General features: G+C 42.9%; 19 protein-coding genes. 14 read left to right on the top strand and 5 right to left on the bottom strand.

Going from position 1 to position 21,332, the window contains the following annotated elements; all coding sequences use genetic code 11:
* Nucleotides 1-2 precede the first annotated feature (2 nt).
* A complete protein-coding gene (locus EDC56_RS17515) occupies nucleotides 3-728 on the bottom strand; it encodes an iron-containing redox enzyme family protein (RefSeq protein ID WP_123713891.1) in 726 nt (241 codons plus the stop codon).
* A gap of 147 nt (nucleotides 729-875) precedes the next feature.
* Between EDC56_RS17515 and EDC56_RS19690 the strand changes: the two genes are divergently transcribed.
* Together EDC56_RS19690 and EDC56_RS17520 are read left to right on the top strand one after the other, a co-directional pair.
* Nucleotides 876-1,019: a hypothetical protein gene (locus tag EDC56_RS19690; protein WP_162844234.1), complete on the top strand. Its 144-nt coding sequence runs from the start codon at nucleotides 876-878 to the stop codon at nucleotides 1,017-1,019.
* The gene (locus EDC56_RS17520; RefSeq protein WP_123713892.1) at nucleotides 997-1,476 is read left to right on the top strand and encodes a GNAT family N-acetyltransferase; all 480 of its coding nucleotides are present in this window, start codon (nucleotides 997-999) and stop codon (nucleotides 1,474-1,476) included. The genes EDC56_RS19690 and EDC56_RS17520 overlap by 23 nt, the downstream gene beginning before the upstream one ends.
* Before the next feature lie 79 nt (nucleotides 1,477-1,555).
* Here EDC56_RS17520 and EDC56_RS17525 read toward each other — a convergent pair whose 3' ends face one another.
* Both EDC56_RS17525 and EDC56_RS17530 read right to left on the bottom strand, forming a co-directional pair.
* A complete protein-coding gene (locus EDC56_RS17525; RefSeq protein ID WP_123713893.1) occupies nucleotides 1,556-2,782 on the bottom strand; it encodes a benzoate/H(+) symporter BenE family transporter in 1,227 nt (408 codons plus the stop codon).
* Nucleotides 2,783-3,053: 271 nt separating this feature from the next.
* A complete protein-coding gene (locus EDC56_RS17530) occupies nucleotides 3,054-3,659 on the bottom strand; it encodes a glutathione S-transferase family protein (RefSeq protein ID WP_123713894.1) in 606 nt (201 codons plus the stop codon).
* 162 nt (nucleotides 3,660-3,821) lie between these two features.
* Here EDC56_RS17530 and EDC56_RS17535 point away from each other — a divergent pair, with 162 nt between their 5' ends.
* The 6 genes from EDC56_RS17535 to EDC56_RS17560 all read left to right on the top strand — a co-directional run bounded on the left by EDC56_RS17535 (nucleotide 3,822) and on the right by EDC56_RS17560 (nucleotide 9,915).
* Entirely contained in the window at nucleotides 3,822-4,700 is an 879-nt protein-coding gene (locus EDC56_RS17535) for a LysR family transcriptional regulator (protein ID WP_123713895.1), read from the top strand.
* Between the two features lie 59 nt (nucleotides 4,701-4,759).
* Nucleotides 4,760-5,062 carry a GNAT family N-acetyltransferase gene (locus EDC56_RS20135; protein ID WP_123713896.1) on the top strand — a complete coding sequence of 101 codons (303 nt, stop codon included), beginning with the start codon at nucleotides 4,760-4,762 and terminating at the stop codon, nucleotides 5,060-5,062.
* A gap of 365 nt (nucleotides 5,063-5,427) precedes the next feature.
* Entirely contained in the window at nucleotides 5,428-5,637 is a 210-nt protein-coding gene (locus EDC56_RS17545) for a cold-shock protein (protein WP_123713897.1), read from the top strand.
* A gap of 682 nt (nucleotides 5,638-6,319) precedes the next feature.
* Nucleotides 6,320-7,870, top strand: a complete 1,551-nt coding sequence (locus tag EDC56_RS17550; protein ID WP_148059447.1) for a hypothetical protein — start codon at nucleotides 6,320-6,322, stop codon at nucleotides 7,868-7,870.
* 379 nt (nucleotides 7,871-8,249) lie between these two features.
* Complete coding sequence (locus EDC56_RS17555) at nucleotides 8,250-8,972, top strand: HAD family hydrolase (protein ID WP_123713899.1); 723 nt, start codon at nucleotides 8,250-8,252, stop codon at nucleotides 8,970-8,972.
* A gap of 436 nt (nucleotides 8,973-9,408) precedes the next feature.
* Nucleotides 9,409-9,915 carry a GNAT family N-acetyltransferase gene (locus tag EDC56_RS17560; protein WP_123713900.1) on the top strand — a complete coding sequence of 169 codons (507 nt, stop codon included), beginning with the start codon at nucleotides 9,409-9,411 and terminating at the stop codon, nucleotides 9,913-9,915.
* A 309-nt stretch (nucleotides 9,916-10,224) separates the two neighbouring features.
* On the opposite strand, the gene EDC56_RS17565 is transcribed toward EDC56_RS17560, so the two are convergent.
* Nucleotides 10,225-10,959 (bottom strand): TetR/AcrR family transcriptional regulator, encoded by a 735-nt coding sequence (locus EDC56_RS17565; RefSeq protein WP_123713901.1) that lies wholly within the window; start codon nucleotides 10,957-10,959, stop codon nucleotides 10,225-10,227.
* Nucleotides 10,960-11,303: 344 nt separating this feature from the next.
* On the opposite strand from EDC56_RS17565, the gene EDC56_RS17570 reads away from it, so the two are divergent.
* From EDC56_RS17570 to EDC56_RS17595, 6 genes are all read left to right on the top strand, one after another.
* Entirely contained in the window at nucleotides 11,304-12,266 is a 963-nt protein-coding gene (locus EDC56_RS17570) for a lipin/Ned1/Smp2 family protein (RefSeq protein WP_123713902.1), read from the top strand.
* A gap of 719 nt (nucleotides 12,267-12,985) precedes the next feature.
* Entirely contained in the window at nucleotides 12,986-14,101 is a 1,116-nt protein-coding gene (locus tag EDC56_RS17575; RefSeq protein ID WP_123713903.1) for an ATP-grasp domain-containing protein, read from the top strand.
* 4 nt (nucleotides 14,102-14,105) lie between these two features.
* Nucleotides 14,106-15,350, top strand: coding sequence for an MFS transporter (locus EDC56_RS17580; RefSeq protein WP_123713904.1), 1,245 nt, complete (start codon nucleotides 14,106-14,108; stop codon nucleotides 15,348-15,350).
* A 414-nt stretch (nucleotides 15,351-15,764) separates the two neighbouring features.
* Nucleotides 15,765-16,538 (top strand): class I SAM-dependent methyltransferase, encoded by a 774-nt coding sequence (locus EDC56_RS17585; RefSeq protein WP_123713905.1) that lies wholly within the window; start codon nucleotides 15,765-15,767, stop codon nucleotides 16,536-16,538.
* 364 nt (nucleotides 16,539-16,902) lie between these two features.
* Nucleotides 16,903-17,673 (top strand): alpha/beta fold hydrolase, encoded by a 771-nt coding sequence (locus EDC56_RS17590; protein ID WP_123713906.1) that lies wholly within the window; start codon nucleotides 16,903-16,905, stop codon nucleotides 17,671-17,673.
* A gap of 483 nt (nucleotides 17,674-18,156) precedes the next feature.
* Nucleotides 18,157-19,218 (top strand): TRAP transporter substrate-binding protein, encoded by a 1,062-nt coding sequence (locus EDC56_RS17595; RefSeq protein WP_123713907.1) that lies wholly within the window; start codon nucleotides 18,157-18,159, stop codon nucleotides 19,216-19,218.
* 171 nt (nucleotides 19,219-19,389) lie between these two features.
* Here the strand turns inward: EDC56_RS17595 and cfa are convergent, their stop codons facing one another.
* A complete protein-coding gene (gene cfa / locus EDC56_RS17600; protein ID WP_123713908.1) occupies nucleotides 19,390-20,520 on the bottom strand; it encodes a cyclopropane fatty acyl phospholipid synthase in 1,131 nt (376 codons plus the stop codon).
* Nucleotides 20,521-21,332: the final 812 nt, after the last annotated feature.

The raw sequence follows: 21,332 nt of genomic DNA on the forward strand, positions 1-21,332 counted from the left end.
AACTACTCGGCGGCAACAGAAGCCAACTCAATTTCATTGCGAGTACAATTAACCACTTGCTCCCAAAAGTTGACCCAGTGGCGGCCCATTCTTTCGTATTCAGCATAAAACTGTTGCTTTTCAACATCAGAAAAATCCTTATACTCTAGAATATTTAACACCTCTTGATAATGCTCAGGCTCAAGCACGGCATGCAAAGTAAAGAACTCCAGGTCATCTTCCGTGAACACCTTCATTTTCCTGAAAGAATCTAACAGCGGCTGATAGACATCTACCGCTGATTTCTCCAGGAATAGCCAAGTGGCTAGTGACTTTGCTTCATTCGAAGTTAACGCATTAAAATTCTCATACATTACGCTTAAATAATCTTTAATAGCCGGAATCATCTCCCCTTCTAGCTGCACTGCTGGAATTGACAACCCCGCTGCTTTAAAAAACTTTTCAAAAAGCGCTGAATGGGTTTTATCAGGATTGCCATTACCCCACTCATCAGCGATTGCTTCAGCCATGGGGGCTAGAGCACGCCGATCATGAGGTTGGATTAGCGTTAGAATTTGGCTAAATGCATGAATTTGTTGCAGTGAAAAGTAGTAATAATTTTTGCAATATACGGATAATGCGATGTCTGGGCGCTCGCTTGATTCAAATAGCTGCGTAAGCTCACTGATATGCTGATTAAACGCAGATTCATCATACAGTGCTAGAGCTGACTCTAAATTAATATCCATATTATAAAATCCTTATTATTTGTTACTTTTATTTTTATCAATAACGTATCACCGTAGGTTTACGAGGTCAATTCCGTCTCAAGCCACGCCATGCCCCATCAGCCAGTTGTAACTTTTCATCCAGCGATTGGTACTGTAGAGTATCGCATGAATAGTCAACAACAGAGCATGACGGCAGTTAATTTTGGCATACTTTACAGCTACACTCAGTCGATTATGGCGGTGTTATATGTTGCTAGTCATAAGGCGTCGCAATTAGAGGATTTACGTGTTTACAATAACAAAGGCTGACGATTTAGGTTTTGAATCGCTATACGAGCTGATCTATCAAAATATGTACCAATTACAATCCGAGCTTGGCTTAGCTTGGAACACCGAAAATATAAAAAACCATTACAGGAAAAAAGATAATTGGCTACTTAAAATTGACGAAGTTATTGTTGGTGGCTTTTCAATTGAAGCGATGGAAAATTGTCTATTTATCCATTCACTACAGATAGCCGAGACAGAGCAAGGCGGTACATTAGGTTATAGAGCATTTAAACACATTATTAAACAAGCGCATTCACTGCAAGCTTCTTTTATTAAGTGTTGTGTATTTGACAACAACAAAGCTAAAGAATTGTATAGTTCTATTGGCTTTGAACAGTTAAATATATCGAAAGGCATATTAGAACTGCAGCTTGATTTAAAGGATAAAAACAATATATTTTTACGTAGATTGAATAAACTACAAAGACAGTCATAGTTAAATACAATTTATTGATCGACACAACGATACCGGAGGCAAGTCACTAAGAGATAGTTTTGAAACCTATTTAATGTAACTAGACGTTATCCTGCACCACTTTAACAGCACATTCATTTTTTCTTCTATTGCCGAGTGCTGACTTCACGTCCACTCGCAGAATAAGAAAGGCTGACACACCGACAATCAGCCCCCAAAAGGCCGCACCCAAATTAAACAAAGTAAGACCCGATGCTGTAGCAAGAAACGTAATGATGGCAACATCACGATCGGGAGCGTGCTGCATGGACATGGATAACGCATTTGCAGTGCTGCTAAACAGAGCAATACCCGCTATACCAAAGACAAGCTCGCTGGGCAGCACCTTCAGAAGGGCGCCTACTGTTGCCCCAAAGAATCCCACCAATATGTAAAACAACCCAGCAGCAATACCAGCAGTATAGCGTTTCTGCTTTTCTTTGTGAGCCTCTTCACCCAAACAAATTGCTGCCGTTAAGGTTGCAAGATTCAATGCAAAAGCACCAAATGGCGCTAGCAATAAAGTGCAGACACCAATAAACCCAACAACGGGTGACAGCGGCAAGTCAAAGCCCGCATTTTTTGCTACCGTATACCCCGGTACATTCTGCGATGCCATTGTGACGAAAAATAAAGGAATACCTAGACTTAGAATAGTACTCAGTGAAAATTCTGGGGGGACAAATACTGGTGCTGATAGCTGCAAATCTACTGTTCCTATATCCGTACGGCCTTCAACAATAGTAATGAGTATTCCGACTAACAGCGGCATCAGTACTGCGTACCTTGGCATGATGCGCTTTGATACGAGATACGCCAGTAACATTGCAACGACCAACAAAGTGCTTGTATTGATTGAATTGAATACATCAAGGCCGAATCGCAACAAGATCCCTGCCAGCATTGCTGAGGCAATGGAGTTGGGAATCCGCTTAATTAGCCTTTCAAACCATCCCGTATAGCCAAATAGTATTGTTAGCAATGCACAGACAATAAAAGCCCCAACCGCCTGCTCTAGTGTTGCACCTGCCGCACTCGTCAATATCACAGCGGCACCCGACGTAGACCAGGCCACCGTAATAGGCATACGATAGTAAATAGATAATAATACTCCGGGAATTCCCATACCCAAGCCAAGGGCGAGAATCCAAGAGCTTATCTGAGCTTCGCTTGCTCCAAGTGCTGTGGCAGCTTGGAAAACAATGACCACTGAACTGGCAAACCCCACTAAAACGGTGGTAAAACCAGCGTTGATTGAAGAGACTGAAAAGTCATTTAATATGCCCATTAACCTCACCCTATATTTACGACAGCCTAAGAAAAAACTCACCGAAGTAATTTTACATAAGCCGCCATTCGCAGTATTGACTAGCTAAACCCACATGCCATATAGCTTTCCTCAGAGCCAACAAGACGCATTGATTAACGTTTTTCACGGCCTTATTCAAACAGATCGCAGTAGATTAACAGCTCACCATTTTCGTTAAAGACATCCAAGTGGAACTTTGCAGGTTCTTCGTAACCAGCCCCCTGATCAATGGCAATTAAAGCAGTTATAATTACAATTCAGTTTTTTCCATATCCAGCGCTTTTATGAATGAAGGTCTTGAAATAATACTTGCAATCATTTCTTTAGCCTTTGGCGGAATAACTATATCAACAGGGAACATCTCTCCCCAACGGGAATATACAGCCAACATGAAGTCAGCCGCAGATGGCTCGCTTCCACCCAGGTATACTTTATTTTGCAATTCCTTTTCCACAGCTTTCCATAGATCGTTAATCATGTTTGTGGCTTTAGCCATCGAATCCAACTTAACCTGATCATCTTCCACCGCTTGATTCAAAAAAAATAGTCTTCCATAGGCTGGATGCATCGTCGCGTTTGCAAACATGATATTCTCTATGGCAGATTGTCTCGCATCGCCATTTTCCGGCAGCATATTGCTTTCATGTTTATCCAACAAGTAGATTATTAGTGCTGCGCCTTCACGCCACACAGTACTTCCGTCATCTAATGCCGGAACAGCGCCCACTGGATTAATGGACTTGTATTCAGCAACTTTTTCTTTATCAATGATGCGAACGTCTTCTACACCAATTTCATTTAACACGCTAAGTGTGGCTAACGAACATGATCCTTCCATGTAGTACAAAGTGTACATATTGTCTTCCTCTTCATTGAATTACTTGTACAAGCTTACCGATTGACATCGACACTGTGATTAGCTTGGCAAATTTCCTAGCACGTTTGCGAGTGTAGGTTATGGCCGCTCAAGCTTATATCCTTTATAATTTCAAACTGTGTTCGTCGTAGGGAAACAATCATGAACAAGCTTAGGGCCATACAGCTTTTCGTTCGAGTGTCAGAATTAGGTAGCTTCACCAAAGCAGCGGAAGAATTCGCGCTTGCAAAATCCATTGTCAGCAAAGAAATTAGTCGTTTAGAAGAAAGCCTAGACGCTAAATTATTGTATCGTTCCACCCGCACTTTAAGCTTAACCCCCCTGGGTGAAGGCTATTTAAGGTATTGCCACGAGGCCCTAGCCAAACTGGAGGAGGCTGAAAACTATGTGTCGCGTAGCCACTGTTCTCCTAGTGGAAAACTTAAGATTAATGCCCCCATGGCAATGGGGCTTACCACTTTTGACGTGATTGTCGCCAATTTTATGGAACGATATCCCAACGTAGAATTAGAAATCTATCTAAGCGATGATAGCCTAGATCTAATGCAGATGGGATTTGATTTAGCCCTGCGTATGGCAAGCAGAGAGTTTGATTCACCCTATGTAGGCGTACCTCTAGCAAACTTTCCCTATGTAGTATGTGTAGGTAAAAACTATTTTGATGACCACCCTGCCATAGAATGTGCAGATGACCTAAAGCAACACAATTGTTTCGAATACTCCTATTTTCGTAATAAGAACTCGTGGCCCATTGGCGATGGCGTAAGAATAGCTGGAAATCTTAAGGTGAATAGCACTCTTTTTATGAAAACTGCGATCAACAATGGTCAAGGCGTCGCGTTTTTGCCCGATTTTGTCTGTGCGAAAGAACTGGATAAAGGCGAATTTATTGAAATACTGGCTGATTTACCCCGGCCGACGCTAAGTTTTTATGCATTGTATCCTGATAGAAATTTTGTCTCCCCGCAGTTAAGAGCCTTTATTGATTTTTTACGGGAATGGTTTAACAAGCCTTTATAATATCACTTTGATCTTGCCCCTAGGTTATCTAACCAAAGAGCGCGGTGTCTTCGCTGGTGATGTCGTTGGTAGTCATCCAGGCTTTATGCCCTATCACAGGAAACAAAACCCCAGAACTGGATAAGCTGTATATTCAAGAGAACTTCACTGCGAACGGTGTAGGATCAGCACTACTAAAACATGCTTTATCATTTTGTCACTCTATAGGGCACGAGCAAGTGTGGCTAACTGTTTTCCACGAAAATACACGGGCACTAAGATTCTACGGAAAACACGACTTCAAAGAAGTAGGTGTAACATATTTCGAGCTTGAGAACGAAAAACATAAAAATCATGCTCTGTGTAAATCAACAGCCGTATAGCAGAAATAACTAAGACCCCCATAGTAATTACGCATATAACAATGTTTTAAGAGTGACTCTCACCGCATGGAATTTTTCGTTTGAATCAGCTTTAGAGTTCACGACACTATAGCTTAGGCCTGGCGGTGCCGCTGACCACAACATAACGCAGCGCTATATGCGGAAGTAAATGCGAGAAATAGATTGACTTGCCCCTCTGCTGTCTATATTCTGCGCTCTAGCTCGAAAGCAAGCCTATTCTTTACTCTCTCCGTTTCGTTGTCTCTTAGTAGTTCTTCGTCCTGTAGTTTTTAAATTTTTTGTTTTTTTCCCGCTATTCATGCCTCATGAAGGCAACTCTATACTTTATTTACAGGATATCTATTATGTCTAATACAACTACTGGCACCGTTAAATGGTTTAACGAATCCAAAGGCTTTGGCTTTATTGAACAAAAGTCAGGCCCAGATGTATTCGCCCACTTTAGTGCAATCGTAAGCTCTGGCTTTAAAACACTAACTGAAGGCCAAACTGTTGAATTTGTTGTTACTCAAGGCCAAAAAGGCCCACAAGCTGAGAATATTACTGCTATCTAAGTAGCTGATAAATTCTTATATAAGGTAAGCTGTTATGGCTTGCCTTTTTTTATGCTTTAGAATTACAACGGCATCCATAGTTAAATAATAAATTTCGCTTACACAGATAATCAAGCAAAGGTGCGATTGCAGGCAGGTAAGTGGCATTTAAGTGTAACGAGCCACGACGGGCGAGCTAGCCGTACTAGCAAGCTATGTTGATCTTAGGTTTCTCTAACCAAACAGTGCACGACACGCTGCTAGCCCGTCATGCGATGGCTTCGTTTAACATGTGCATACACCAACTGATGCCTGTTAAACGGCGGCGGTATTCACTGATTACACAGTCGTGTGTAACCCACTCGAAAAATACCTAACATATAAAGCAATACGCTGTATAAATGCGTAACTTCTCTAGACGCTATGCACTAAGAGTTACGGAACATTAACTAAAAAGACGATATTTTAATGGTATGTTAATAGAGCTAAAAGCGATAGTTGTTTATGCGTTCATTTTTGGCTGCCGCCATAATCGTCGCATCAACAAAATTCGGAAATACTAATAATAAACCTTGGACATACCCTTTTCTTTTATCTTCTTATTAAAGCGTTAGATACAAGATAAGTACAACACTGAAATTATTTTAGTGTTCACAGACATCATGTCATGTAAAAGAAAACAATAATATAATAGGAACTAACAGTGAAAAAACTTGTAATAGTACTTGCGATGCTAGCGGCATCACCTCTAACAAACGCAGGTGGTCGCGGGGAAGGAGCCAATCTTATGGATAGGTTCCTAGAATCAAAAACAACAGAAACAAAAGTCGTCAAATTCAATAAAAGATCGGATATGCTTGCAGGGGGTGAAATAGCAGAAGCTTGTGCTAACGCAGAAAAAATCAACCCAGAGGGCAGCGCACTGGTATTTAACAACCTACCCTTACTTGAAAGCAAATTTAGCTTCGATGCCGTCTTACAACAAATTATAGCGACTTCCCCCGTAGCAAGTCACCTGCAACCAGATGAGGTGGCCACCAGCAAAACAAACCTACTCGATAGTCTATTGCAGTCATACACCAAGGATTCTGCCAGCAATCAAGGCGTGGCTATGGAGCTAGACCTACGGCCTGACGATGCAGCTTTAGCCAATGACGGCCAATTGTTCTCTGATATGAAGCCTTTGGGTTTATTTAATCGAATAGATTTAGCCGATAGAGATGGTAAACACTGTGGTGAGTACAGGATCGCTTTTGGTCGTATAGCTGGATCCGAGAGCGATATTAATGGTAATAGTAATAGTAATAATAATAATAGATTTTTAATGATTTTCGAGGGGCAATATCCTAACCCGCAACCTGAATTAGGTCTAGCGGGCTGCGCACCTGTCGTCAACTACTGGGCATCTTTGGATGGCCTTAGTGATGAAAAAGCAGTCGTAGAACTCCATAAATTTTTCATGACAGGCACCGTGCAAGATGGCGTGACACTTCCGGCCGTTGTCAATTATCAGAATTATAGTGCGGATCGTGGTCAAGTCAGAGTAAATTCCATTGTATTAGTTGAGGGTCCGACTCCGAACCTGAATCAGGCCAGATGGCAATTACGTGAGTTTAAAACGGCGATAGGCACAGAAGACAATTCCGTCGAATTTTCACACGTGACAGTAAAGGCAAACCCTCTTGCTGAATTATATGCCTATAGCACCAGCACAAACACAGAGGCATTCAATGCACTCAGTGATAGCTTTAAACAAGACTTTGTCACTAACATGCTACCTCAGCTTCTTGCACCTGAATTAAAAGGCAAGACTTCGCCCAGTGATATTATCAATGGCATTTTTCTCGACAACGATGATAAATACAATGAGTTTCAGTCGAATTCAGAAACACCAATTGATGAAACGGATGCGATCAATGTCGCTACTGTCTCCGAAAACTTCCTTAGCGATCAAATGATCAACGACTTCATCAATGAAAGGACCCAACAGAGCGGTGTTAATCACGGTATCACGCGTGAAATGGTCATAAACCGGGCAAATGCCATGACCTGTCAAGGCTGCCATATGACGGCGCTTGCTCAATATGTTGCGCCTGGTCTAACGTGGCCATTAATGGGGCCCGGTGGCTTTGTTCAGATTAGCGAAAGAGAGAACGGTGCTCTATCAACTGCACTAAAAGATCAGTTTTTACCGGCAAGAAAAGGCGTGATGGAAAACTTTATCTGCAACCCGCCAGCGGTTGCAAGTAAGTAACTAATCTATCACTACCTTGCTGCTCGATTAATTACTTTACGGTTAATACGGGCAATAGGTGGGCTATTTACGCCTACTGGGCAATTGATTGAGCAGACAGTAGAGCGTCTACTGTTATTTGCCCTAGCAGCAGAATCTACACAACCCCCTTATCGACATAGATATCAATCGTCGATAGGGGATTTCTAAACAGTGTCGCTGTTACTGATGCCATTAATCACAGGCGTTGATTAAACCAACTTAACTTCAATTGCTTACAAAGCTTGTTTAGACTTGCATGGATTGCAATGAACCGCTGACAATAACGCGGCCGTTATATCGACTGTATATCGCGCCTAAGGCCGCCTTTTAACATTGCCGTTAGTATTTTTGGAGCATTATGCACAAGGCTATATTTTTTGACCTCGATAACACACTTGTTCACAGGAACAAGAGTATTTCAGTCTATTCGAAATGTTTTATAGCAAGCTACGCAGATTCTTTGAAGTCTGTTAGCTCAGAAGATATCGCAGCGGTTATATGCTCACAGGATAGAGGGGGTTACCTCAGTGAAAACTCTCCCTACAGCACTATTAAGGAAGCGGTATCAAACGAGCTTCACAAAAGGTTTGTCCGCAGTAAAAAGCTTACCGTCGAAGATATTCTCGGGCATTGGCTACAGAACTTTCCCCTATGCGCGCAGCCGATGAGCAGAGCCAACGAGCTCCTGGCGCAGCTATCGGCCCAAGGCTATCATATTGGCATTATCTCCAATGGCGCGGATAAAACCAGGCTAGCAACGGCCAAAACCTTAGGGGCTTTCGATTCTATTAAGCAGCTAGTGAGTTCTGAGGCTGCCGGCATAAAAAAACCTAACAGTGCGATATTTACACAATCAGCAAATGCATTCGGATTATCACCAGATCAGTGCTGGTATATTGGCGACCACCCTGTAAACGATATTGATGGCGCCAGAAAGGCCGGTATGCAGGCTATATGGCTGAGAGGATTTCATGATTGGCCAGCACACATCGATAAACCGCGCCATGCAATAACCTGCTTGTCGGAAGTAACTGGAGTATTGGCGTCTAGCCCTAACAAGCTTAGGCAAAGCGAGACGTAACGCGCGCGCTCTTCGTTCGCTAGACTATTTTCATCTGCGGAGCTCATATTGCTGAGTATTACTGCGTAAAAACAGCAATTGTTACGGAAAGCGTAGTCTAGTAAGAAAAAATTAGTCCAAAGTTTACGCAGCGGCTTATCGCCGTGCTATAGGGCAAAATTCCAACACTATAATCTTGCGCCTTTCAGCCTACCGCCTCATCCCCTCCTCTCCGCCTAATCGTTGTAAACCCTATCAGCTATCAGCCACTTGTGACTTCCCATCAAGTCGATAGTACGATAACGTATTGCTCAAATAATTAACAATACAGCTTAGCGGCAATTAGTCTGAACTTACTAGCCATTCATCACGGGCATACTAGCCCCTGCTATAACTAGGCCAAGCAGAGCTACCAACTTATACTGCGCTCAGCCGTGACTAAAGGTGTTTATCAATAATGATTAGATTAGCCCAATTATCAGATGCAAATGAAGTGGCCCAGATTCATGTAAAGACCTGGCAGGCAGCTTATCAGGGAATCATACCAGACACTTATCTTGACTCATTGTCTGTTGAAAACAGAGAAGGGCTATGGAGGCAAGCAATTGAGTCTGGCTATCCTGAGCTCTGGGTAATGGAAGTCGAATCAAATATTATTGGCTGGGTCGCCTTTGGGTCGAGCCGAGATAGTGATGCTGGCCCAGAAATAGGCGAAGTCTTAGCCATTTATGTGCTCCCTAGTTTTTGGTCCACAGGCGCAGGCAGAGGGCTGTGGACTAAAGCCATGGCAAGGCTTAGTGATTTAGGCTTTCAATCAATAACACTTTGGGTTCTCACTGGAAATAAGAGAGCTATTGATTTTTATAGTAAGTCTGGATTTAAGCCTGAAGATGATGCTATTAAAGAAGTGGAAGTCGCTGGTAAGGTTTTGCAAGAAATTAGATATACTAAAAAAAACGATTAACAAATAGATGCGCAGCGTAAGTTCACGCGCGACACAATTAAAGCTAGTTTAATTGTGCCTATATTTTTTAGCTTACGCTGTTTGCACGATAAAATTGATTGTGTTGGTAATGACGTAAAGATTAGTTTGCTCACCCACTCCCTACTTTCAATAACTTTATGGCTTATAGTTTTCGTAGCGCAGTAACAATCATCGAGCTAATCAAACTACACAGTTCTGATTTTCAGCTGGGGATAGCGGCACTATCGATCAAACGACAGACTTTTTTGCTGCTCCAGCATAGCCAGAACATCAAGACGGCACAAACGGCTAGATCGCTGCGTCAATCCAATCCGGACAACCCTTCGGCTTCATCTCCGCCTCTATTGAATGCTTGTAACCAGTCTCAGCACAAAGGTAACGAGTAAATAAAAGCACTAATTCTTCGACAAAGCTATCGTCCTTAATATAGCCAGGCTCCTCGTCTAAGGTCATACGAAGCATGCCCGACAACCCTCGTGCTATTAGAAAGGCGGTTTTATCTAGGTCATTAATTAACAACGAGTCACGATTACATTCGAGAAAATCACGGATGGTAGTTGTCAATAAGCTGGATGATAGCTGTGAGCCGAGTGAGTAGTCTCGGTGGCTTTTCAAATAAACCTCTCCATGGAGGCTCATCATACTTCTATGCCTTTCAATAGAACACTCAATAATCTTTCTTATACCCACCTCTAATGGCATTTTTTTTAACGCGTCAAACCATGGGGTAACTCGCTCAACAAAAGCTAGATCATCTTTGGTTTGCTCTTCATAAATAGCAGCCACAACTTCCTCTTTGCTAGAGAAGTAGCGATACAAGGAACCGACACTAACACCGGCTCGATCGGAAATCCGTGTTGTCGTCAGCTTGCTTGGCCCATCTTCTTTTAGAATCAATAGGCCTGCTTGTTTTATTGCGTTGACAATCGCTCGGGATCGTTCTTGCTTTGGGGTACATCTTTCTAATTTTTTATTTGAGCCACTTGGTTTCGGCGCTGCATGGATAGAAATTGAGTCTTTCATTATTAATCAACCTGTTCGTTTTCTGTATGGTACTGTATTTTTATCCACGACGAAAAAACATTGAAATACAGCGCGCTTAATCAGGCGCCGACCAATCTCGATTGACACTGTGAAAAAGCTTCATCCCATCCTTAAAACCTGAATACCTATAAAAAAAATAACGACACAGACAACAACACCAGCCAATACAACAGCCTGCAAACAAAAACAGTAAGAAACAAAAGTTAAAAGGCGAATTGAAGTGAATAGACAAGGCTGCCAAAATAATTGTCTCACCCACACCTCGATGCACTCAACACGTGAGTGTAATAACGGAAATATAACAATTAATAAAAGGAGATGTTATGAGGTATAGATTTAAGTCACTCGTCATTATTTCAATGATGCTATTCGCTGCCAACACGCTTGCAGGGAGTTGTCCCGATTACGATCCTGCTCAGAACCCGCCGAATCTTACCATGCCTGACAAGGAAGGCTTTAGGAAATGGCAAAACATATGGCTCAGCCAACGATATAAGCCCTATCATATGATCCACGATTCGATTGCCGTCACCGGCAGCACCGCTGTTGTGGTGGGCAAGTTTGATTATGATTATGTTCTTCATAAAGACCTGGAGGGGGAAGATATCAAGGTCTACATCTATGGCACCGACATGCCTGACTGGGAATATATTGGAGAGTACCGAACAAACACAGATGGAAAGATCAACGTATCAATTGACCAAGGGCCTGGCGAATACAGAGTTAGAATGGTTGTTTTAGGTGATTTAAGCGTTGTAGATGGCTATTTGTCTGTTGTTGATCCTGGCCGAGAAACCGTATTGTTTGATGTCGATGGAACACTCACATTGGGCGATCTAGAAGTTGTTGGAGAGTGGCTTGGCATTGATGACGCAGACGCTTATCCATACGCTGTACAAGTTGTTAATGAGTATATTAATAAGGGCTATCAAATCGTTTATTTAACAGGTCGATCTTACTGGATAACCGAGGCCTCTCGCTCATGGTTCGATAACCAGGGCCTACTTCCCTGGCACTACCACTCTAAGCCCGGCAGTATTGACACTGAACAATACAAAACAGACTACCTCAATTACCTAATTAACGATGTCGGTCTAAACATTGTCAGAGCCTATGGTAATGCCAGTACTGATATTGCTGCCTATGAATCAGCCGGGATAGATAAAGCGCAGACATTTATTATTGGTTCAAATGCCGGAGGCCGGGGAACACAGGCTATCAAAGGTGACTATAGCAAGCACTATGCTGACATTGTACTAAATACTCCGGCTGTAAATTGCCATTAGCCGCGGGTTTAACAGTAAAAAACAGCTATAGTGAAGTCAGATCTGTGAGACCTACTCTCAGACGAATACCACCTATGTTTAGCCTTTATATCTATCCAGGCAAGGCACAACACGTGGAGCAGCCGTATTATCACACTGCTTGTGGCATCATGGTGGTCGTCCAATTTTGACTTCGCTAAACGCGTCCACAAACCAGTCGAAGTAAGTTGAGTATCGGCATCGCCATGATGTTATTGAGTGCATGGCGCGATAAATTCCCCGTGCATAGCGATAGTAGGCAACCTGTATGCTGCGATACTACTGCTGACCACTTGCAGGCTACTGACTAGCTTACCTGGTGTTGACATAACAGCAGTCCCTGGCTCATTTCTGCCTAAGAGTGATCAGCGTCTATGGCTATGATAGTTACTGCTCTTGAGGTGGTAAGAACGATATTAACACATTCAAAGTGCCGAACGGATAAAACTAAATTAGCGTTAACACGACACTCATCATTATACTCCAGCAGTTAAAGAGACATTGCCAATCCAATCTAACCGTTATGTCGCACAAAACCTTCGGTGTTTTTGTCTATTTCACACCACTCATTACTCGCATAATGTGGCGCCCAAACAGAGTGTAAAAACAAGATAAAATATTGAAGCATAGATGGCACACCACAAGAAGTGCCGCCAAGAGAATAATTGAAACAGTCTGAAACTCAATTTTAAAGGATTAAAATGAGAATAATATTCACGGTCAACGCGCTCCACACCATAAAGTTCATGGAGCTTATCACCAAAGAGCATGATGTATTAGCCATTACCACAGGCAAGCACTTCCACGCCGCCTGTAACAAGATAAAACTGATCCCCTCTTTCAATGTGATCCAAAATATCGTAGATGAGTTTAACGCCGACATTGTTATTGCCTCTGACATTGAGTATACGCTACCAAGCTTTCAATCATTAACAGGGGCAAGCCTATTTTACTCTGACAGCCGTTCTTGCAATATTCTTGATGATAAAATCTCATTCACCCACCTTTGTCGCGATCTTGAGCTACCTTACCCAGAAACCATAATTCTCGATAATGACGATATTCAAAAAGGCATCAATAGTATAGATAAAAAATACCTTTCTGGAGATTACTTACTTAAACCCAGCAATCTTTGTAATGGCAGGGGGATAGTGAAATTAACGTCAGAAACACACAGTGACCATTTCAATCAATCATCATCATGGATGATTCAGCAAAGAATACACGGAAAAGACCTCTCTCTGACAGCAATATGTAAGGACGGCAGAATATTATCTTTGATCGTTTATGAGTCAATATTCTCCAACAAAAACTCCTCTATGATCATAAGGAAAGTAATTCAAAGCAACAGAATTACTGAAGAATGCCACACGCTAACGCGTAAAATAGTAGAGCAGATGAGATATACAGGTTTTTTAGGTCTTGACCTAAGAATTACCGAGCAACAAAACATCTATTTGCTCGAGGCGAATCCTGTCTTGACACAAGGGATTCTTTGGATGCCGCCTATTTCTACCAGCCTACTCAGATCCATGGCAGGCAATACTCCTCACCATCATGAAAAACAGCTTCACAACGAAAATAAATTATTAATCGATAACTTCTATTTACTAAGAACTATAATCAATCACCCATTAACGATTATCAAGCACCTTCCATCGATTGCAATCCATGGCAGGTCAGACTATTCCCTTCGACAAGTGGCGAAGCTAATACAGTATCTTGTCGGTGCTCATGGCCTATTAAAAACAGTGAGATTCTTCAAACATGGGCACTTTGATCTCTTACCATCATTCGATGACAGTATAGAGACATAATACATTGAACAAACAAATTATATTAGTCGCCATCGTCGTCCTAATATCGGATATTGGTATTTTCCTGCTCTTCCCTCTCATCGAACCGTTATTCCTCTCCTCCGAGACAGGGCTACAGCAGGGCGAAAACACGGAAAATATCAAAATAGCTTTGCTAGGGCTTACCCTTGCACTATACCCCCTAGGATGCTTTATATTTTCACCGCTTTTTGGCAGCCTTTCTGACTGCCACGGCAGAAAACCTTATATATTATTAAATTTGCTCCTCCAGGCATTCTGTTACGCCGCCATGGGTGCAGCCATTGCTTGGCATAATATCTATGGCTTTATGTTCGCCTACTTCCTTGCGGGGTGTTTCAGCTGTAACTATTCCTTATCATTAGCGATAGCGTGCGATGACAAGGGGAATAAAATACGCTCTTTGGGGATAGTATCCGGCGCCTCCTGTATTGCATGTACATTAGGGATACTATTGGCAGGAATGCTAACAAATAACACTCTAGTTTCATGGTTTAACCTCTCTACACCTTTTTACGCCACCGCTATTATCTCGTTCATTGCGCTATTTATCGCAGCGTTGTTTCTCAAGGAAACGGTAACAAAAAAGACAGCATACTCTGGTACGACTGCGGATACGCTAAACCTATTAAAAAAATCTAAACAATTATACGCAAGCAATAAGACGTTATATTCGTTGCTTATAGTCAACCTCGGTCTACTAATAGGCGTACAACTTATCTATAAGTTTATCTCTCTCTATTACTCTAGCAACTGGGCAGCATCACCTAGCGAAATATCCTACTATCTGGCTATATTCTTTACATCAATGAGTATCACAGAGATATTTATTGTAACCAAAGTATCACATCGATACTCAACTGCCACTAGTATGTTGATAAGCTCATTCTGCTTATCCATGACGATCTTATTACTCTTGGTCGTTAGTAATACGGTACAGCTTCATATCATCACTATTTCTCTAGGTGCCTTAATCGCATTATCAACCACGCTTATTGTCTCAGACATCTCCGACAGCTCACACCGAGACCGTCAAGGTGAAACACTCGGTATAAATTCCTCCTACAGACAGATCGCTAATATGTTAAGCAGCCTCGCAGGTGCTGCACTAGGCATCGTATCCATCAATCTAGTCATCCTTGCAGCGAGCTTGTTCATAGCAGCCGCTACTTTCGCCTATTATTCTATTCATCATAGCCATGGAAAAAGAGAGGCTAACGAGACCTTCTAACACGCAATATTACTAACAACACCGTTAAGTCCGCCATAAATTATTTACAAGCACACCCCTCACTATTGCCAAAATCCACAAACATTAATGTTTGTTATCTCATAGTTATCATCATGCTGTCTTACGGTCACCAGCTAGCAGGCCACAACCAATAGTGACTTTTAAATCACAAAGTTATGCGCACGCCTTATGTTTACCATCAAGCTCTCACTGCGATAGTGTATCTATCAAATAATTGACAAAACAGCTTAGCGGCAGTTAGGATTGGCCTGCATCACAATCAGCACCGGTGTAGCTAAGAGCAACGACCAAAAACCTCGCCGAAACGCCTGCACAATTGACTCGCATTCGCGATTTTTAATCGCCTCTTGTGAAATCAGAAAACACATTCTTTACATTACAAATAAAATTATTATGGATATTCTTAAACACAATAGAGCCGCATGGAACAAAGAATCCTCAGAGGATGGTGAGTGGTCTAGACCGGTTTCAGGTGACACCATCAGGTCCGCTCGCGAAGGTGACTGGAACGTCATTCTTACTCCGTTACGTACTGTGCCAAAATCATGGTTTGGCTGCCTGCAAGGTAAAAGCGTCCTTTGCCTAGCCTCTGCTGGCGGTCAACAGGCTCCTGTGCTCGCTGCTGCAGGAGCTAAAGTGACTAGCTTCGATCTTTCTGATGTACAGCTTGAGAAAGATCGTATTGTGGCAGAGCGGCACAACCTCGACCTACAGTGTATACGCGGGGATATGGCTGACCTATCCGAGCTTCCGGATGAAAGTTTCGATCTTATTTTTCACGCTGTCTCCAATATTTTTGTACCCGATGTAGAAGCGGTGTGGCGAGAGTGTTATCGCGTGCTAAAGCCGAAAGGGGAGTTACTCGCTGGCTTTATGAACCCCAGTTTTTTCCTTTTCGATCACGATCAATCGATCAAAGATAAAATAATCGAAGTAAAGCATAAGCTGCCTTATGCCCAGCCCGATCACTTAGACTCGGAGGCCATCCAAGAACTAGAAAGTAATGGCCGTGCCGTCGAATTTAGCCATACACTAGAAACGCAGCTGGGAGGACAGCTTAAGGCAGGCTTTATGATTGCCGACCTCTACGAAGATTATTGGACAGACGAAATACCGTTCAACGCATTCAGCCCCTCTTGCATTGCTACGCGGGCGACAAAACGTTGATAAAACTCAGTGGATATCTCGCCGACAGCCAATCACAAAAGCGCTAGGCGGGGTCTTCTTTAACTGGTACAGAGAACTAGCTATTGAGGTAGACGCGAATGAATTAACCTGTGCTGTCTATCAGGATAACCCTGCGAAAAAATTTATCTAAAACTAGGATTTATTGCAACGTCTATGACAGATGGCGTAGTGAAAATGACCTTATCATTAGCCAATGACTTTGCCAGTTCACACGAATAATTGACGACACAGCATGGCGGCTGCCAGCATCAGCAATCTCACCATCATCTGCAGTGTTACAACCTCTGCTGCACCGCTAGTACGTCTACTGGCCTAGCCACTACTTATCGAATATTTTTAAAGCATGAAGAATTATATCAAGAAAGAAAAGGTGATCCAGATTGATGACGCCGAGATTTACTGCAATATTACCGGAGAGGCATCTGCTCAAGCGCTGGTATTGCTACACGGAGGTATCGGTAGCATTGAAGACTTCGAGCCGCTAATCCCGCTACTATCAAAAAAATTTTTACTTATCAAAATAGATAGCCGTGGCCATGGCCGCTCGACACTAGGCAAGGGAAAACTGACATATCAACGATTAGAGCAAGATGTCCTAGCAGTACTCCAGCATCTTAATATTAAAGAAACCGCCGTGCTCGGTTTTAGCGATGGTGGCGTAGTCGGGTATCGCCTCATGGCTTCAACTTCCGTCTGTATTACGCAGCTGATTACAATCGGGGCTAACTTCCAGCTAAAAGAAGACTCTGCTGTGCATGATGTTTTATCGACAGTCACCGCACAAAGCTGGAGAGAGAAGTTCCCAGATACGTACCGCCTTTACAGTCAACTTAATCCCCAGCCAAACTTCGATAGATTAGTTACTGAGGCCGTCGCAATGTGGCTAGACACAAGCTCAACGGGCTATCCAACAGGCACCATCGATAGCACTGACGGCAATGTGCTCGTTATTCGTGGTGACAACGACTTTTTATTGCCCATCTCATCGGCACTGGAACTAACAAGCCGGCTCAACAACGCTAGCTTTGCCAACACCCCCTTTGCAGGGCATGAAGCCCACAAAGAAAGGCCGGAGACTGTTTTTAATTTCATCCGTGAGTTTTTATCGAGCTAGTAATTATATTTTAATCGCCCCCTTATTAACTCATATAAGTCACTATGACAGCGCTATATTACCCTTGCAGAACTTCTCAATATCACCTCTTTTGCTAATGCCGTTGCACATTTCTGTTCGCTGTAACTTTTAATTACGCAGCGATTGCGCTACCGTAGTAAAAATAATAAATAACTTATCGCAGTGGCAGTAAGAATGGATTCACTTCAAGCAGAATGCAATGATGAGAAAAGGAAAGCATTCTTTATTAAAAATAAATCTCTTTAGCGTTAAATCAGCAGAGGCTAACCAAGACCTCTAGATCATCAAGCATAAACAACAACTGAGTTAGCAGAGGCTTTTTGCCAACTTTCTCAAGGATGTTTTTGCTTGCTAACCTCGCACCCGACGATCACTGCTTCACTTGTTTCAGCCCTCAATAGGAATAGGGCAAGACAACAGCGCTACGGTCAAACGGTGCAAACACCAATGGATGGATGATTAATGAAAATCAGTAAAACGCTCACTGTATTCGCATTTGCCTTATCAGCCGCACTGGCCGGAACCAGCGCCCAGGCCGAAAGAGTAAAATGGAAGATGCACAGCGCCTGGGGTAGCCAGGTACCTCACCTAGGAACTGAAGCGGTACGCTTTGCCGACGACATCGTTGCACTGTCTGGCGGCGACTTTAAAGTCAAGTTTTTTGAGCCCGGTGCTTTGCTTTCAACCTACGAAGACTTTAACGCCACGTCAAATGGCAGCGTAGAAATGGCTTGGTCAACAGCGGCCTATGATGTAGCGAAATTCCCCGCCTTGGCGTATTTCAGTGCCGTCCCTTTCGGCCCGAGTTTCAGCGAGTACATGGCTTGGATATGGCATCACGGTGGCGCAGATATTCGCGATCGTATTTACGATCAGAACAACATTAAAGCCATGCATTGCCTAGCAGTCGGCCCCGAATCTTCAGGTTGGTTCAGGGAAGAAATCAGCGAGCTTGATCAACTGCGTGGCATGAAAATGGCTTTCTCTGGCCTAGGAGCCCGCGTCATGCAGAGGCTTGGCGTCAGCACCCAGCTGTTAGCTGGCGGCGACATCTTTCCTGCTCTTGAAGTGGGCGTAATCGATGCCGCTCAGTTCTCGATGCCTGAAACAGACATCAAGTATGGTTTTTATCAGCTTGCCAAGAACAACTACTTCCCAGCTTGGCACCAGCGGATTACTATCGGCACCCTGAAGATCAACAAGGACAAATGGAACTCACTGTCTGATCAGAACAAGGCCATCATCGAAACAGCCTGTCGTTCCAGCCTCGCTCGCTCCTACGTCGAAAGTGATGCCAACAGCCCTAGCATGCTGGCCAGGATGGGTGAAGAGCGCGGTGTAATCACCCGCCGATGGAGGGACGATCAGCTTGCCGTCTTTGAGCAAGCCTGGACAGACGTAGTCAATGAGGATTCAGCCAAAGACCCTCAGTTTAAAGAGGTCAGCGACAGCTACATGCAGTGGCGCAAAAAATACAGCAAGTGGGCTGATGCTCAGAACTTGAAGCCGACTTACCTCAACTGATTATTGTCGTTATTTACGGCATATTATTTGTGCTTAAAAATACGAAGGTATACGCACTGGGGCCATAATTTGGCCCCAGCCATTATGATAAATCCTTCTTAGCTACTTCGTCACCCCTGAATGTAAATAACAAAACCAGCAACCACCAGCTGTTCTTGTAAATAATGTTTATTATGACGCACGGACATACACAGGCAATTCGGCACCGATTTTCGTTAACGCAATCTGCCATAAACTCAAATCACGGCTGCGAAAAGCGCCTGCACAACTGAGCAGGTAGAATCGCCACATACGATAGAATTTCTCGCTGTATTGTGAGGATATTTTATCCCAGTTCTTCTCGAAGTTAGCCTCCCAAGCGACTAAGGTTTTATCGTAGTCAGGGCCAAAGTTATGTATATCTTCAATATTTAACAGACCTTCAATTGAACTGCCTAACCGAGCCATTGATGGGACAACGCCGTTGGGAAATATATATTTATTGATCCAGGGGTCTACGCTGTGCTGACTATGTGGGCTGCCAATGGTATGCAGCAAGAAGACGCCATTATCAACCAGAAATGAGCTAGCACATTTAAAGAAATCATCGTAGTTACTAGGCCCGACATGCTCAATCATGCCTATGGATACAACGCGATCATAAGCCTGCTCCGGCTTAAACTCACGGTAATCTTGTAGAATCACATTGACCGGCAGATTGTTATCATTAGCCATTTTTTGGCCTAATTGCTGCTGCTCTACCGACAGCGTTAAGCCATCACAGATTACGCCGTATTTTTCCGCAGCGTAGTTCATAAAGCTCGACCAGCCGCAGCCAATGTCAAGTAGACGCATACCTGGCTGTAAGTTTAGTTTGCGACAAATAAGGTCTAGCTTAGCTTCTTGAGCCTCATTTAAATTGCTAGCGTCTTTCCAGTAGGCGCAGGTATACGCCATTCGGTCATCTAACATCAGTTCAAACAGATCATTGCCTAGATCATAGTGAAAAGGGACGTCTTGCTTTACCTTAGCAATGCTTTGAGGGTTAACAAAGGATTTTATTTTACTGAGACCAACCTTTATTTTATTTAGGGCACCGACCTTTTCCTCGACATTAATCTTCAGCAAACGATTTAACAGTTCATCAATCCTTTCACAGTCCCACAAACCATCCATATAGCCTTCGCCGAATGCAATAGAGCCTTGCAGCATTATTTGATCAAATACTTTGTCGTCATGAACAACTATATCCCAAGGCCTATCGCCATTGATTTTGACGTCAGCTTCATTAAATATATTCTCAAATATTTCTCGATTGGACACGTTTCTACTCCTCACATTATATTGAGCTTATGACCTTGAACCAATAAAATAACTCAATTGATTTAGTGCTTTATATCTGTCGAGAAGCCAACTGCTGCATGGATGTTATAGAGCTTACTACACGCAGGACACACTGGCCAAATCACTGTAGGTGATTTAAAATAAATCGAATCATTTTTCCTTGTAGACACCAAACCATAAAAAATAAAATAATCTTACAAAAAAAATGGCTAACGATAATTTAACAGCCACATCATACTAATTAGCCATTCCACATTACCCCGCAATCTACAAGCAAACCAATATGGCGTCAATATGCTAAGACTTATACTGTCTGTTAATAGAAATAGGATGTCTGTTTCTCAAAACTTTCTCTGCTACAGTGGATAATAGCCGTTGTTTTATTCGACTTAAGGCGCTTCATGAACGTAGCTATCGAATAACAACGCTATCCGCATTGCTCATCTATCTGACGATCGTTTTAGCGCCTCTCTACGCTTGTTAAGCACATTCGATACCCTTCGGTGGTATAACTATTGTCATTATACTGAGGGATAAAGGACACCTATTGTTCACCACTAAGCAACCATGTTCTGACTGACACACCAACCCAATTGAGTCGATATCGACTAGTTAGCCCATAGCTATCAGCTCGCCCCTATGACTTTTCATCTCACCGGGAGTACAGTACTGTAGCTAGCAAATAATTTAACAACTAACTTTAGCATGGACTTACCTCATAACCATCGGCAGCGCATCAAAGTGATGCTATTGCAGACCCAGTAACAAGCCGCTGATGACGGTGACAGATG

This window comes from Sinobacterium caligoides (genome assembly GCF_003752585.1).
GTDB classification, from domain to species: Bacteria; Pseudomonadota; Gammaproteobacteria; order Pseudomonadales; family Sinobacteriaceae; genus Sinobacterium; species Sinobacterium caligoides.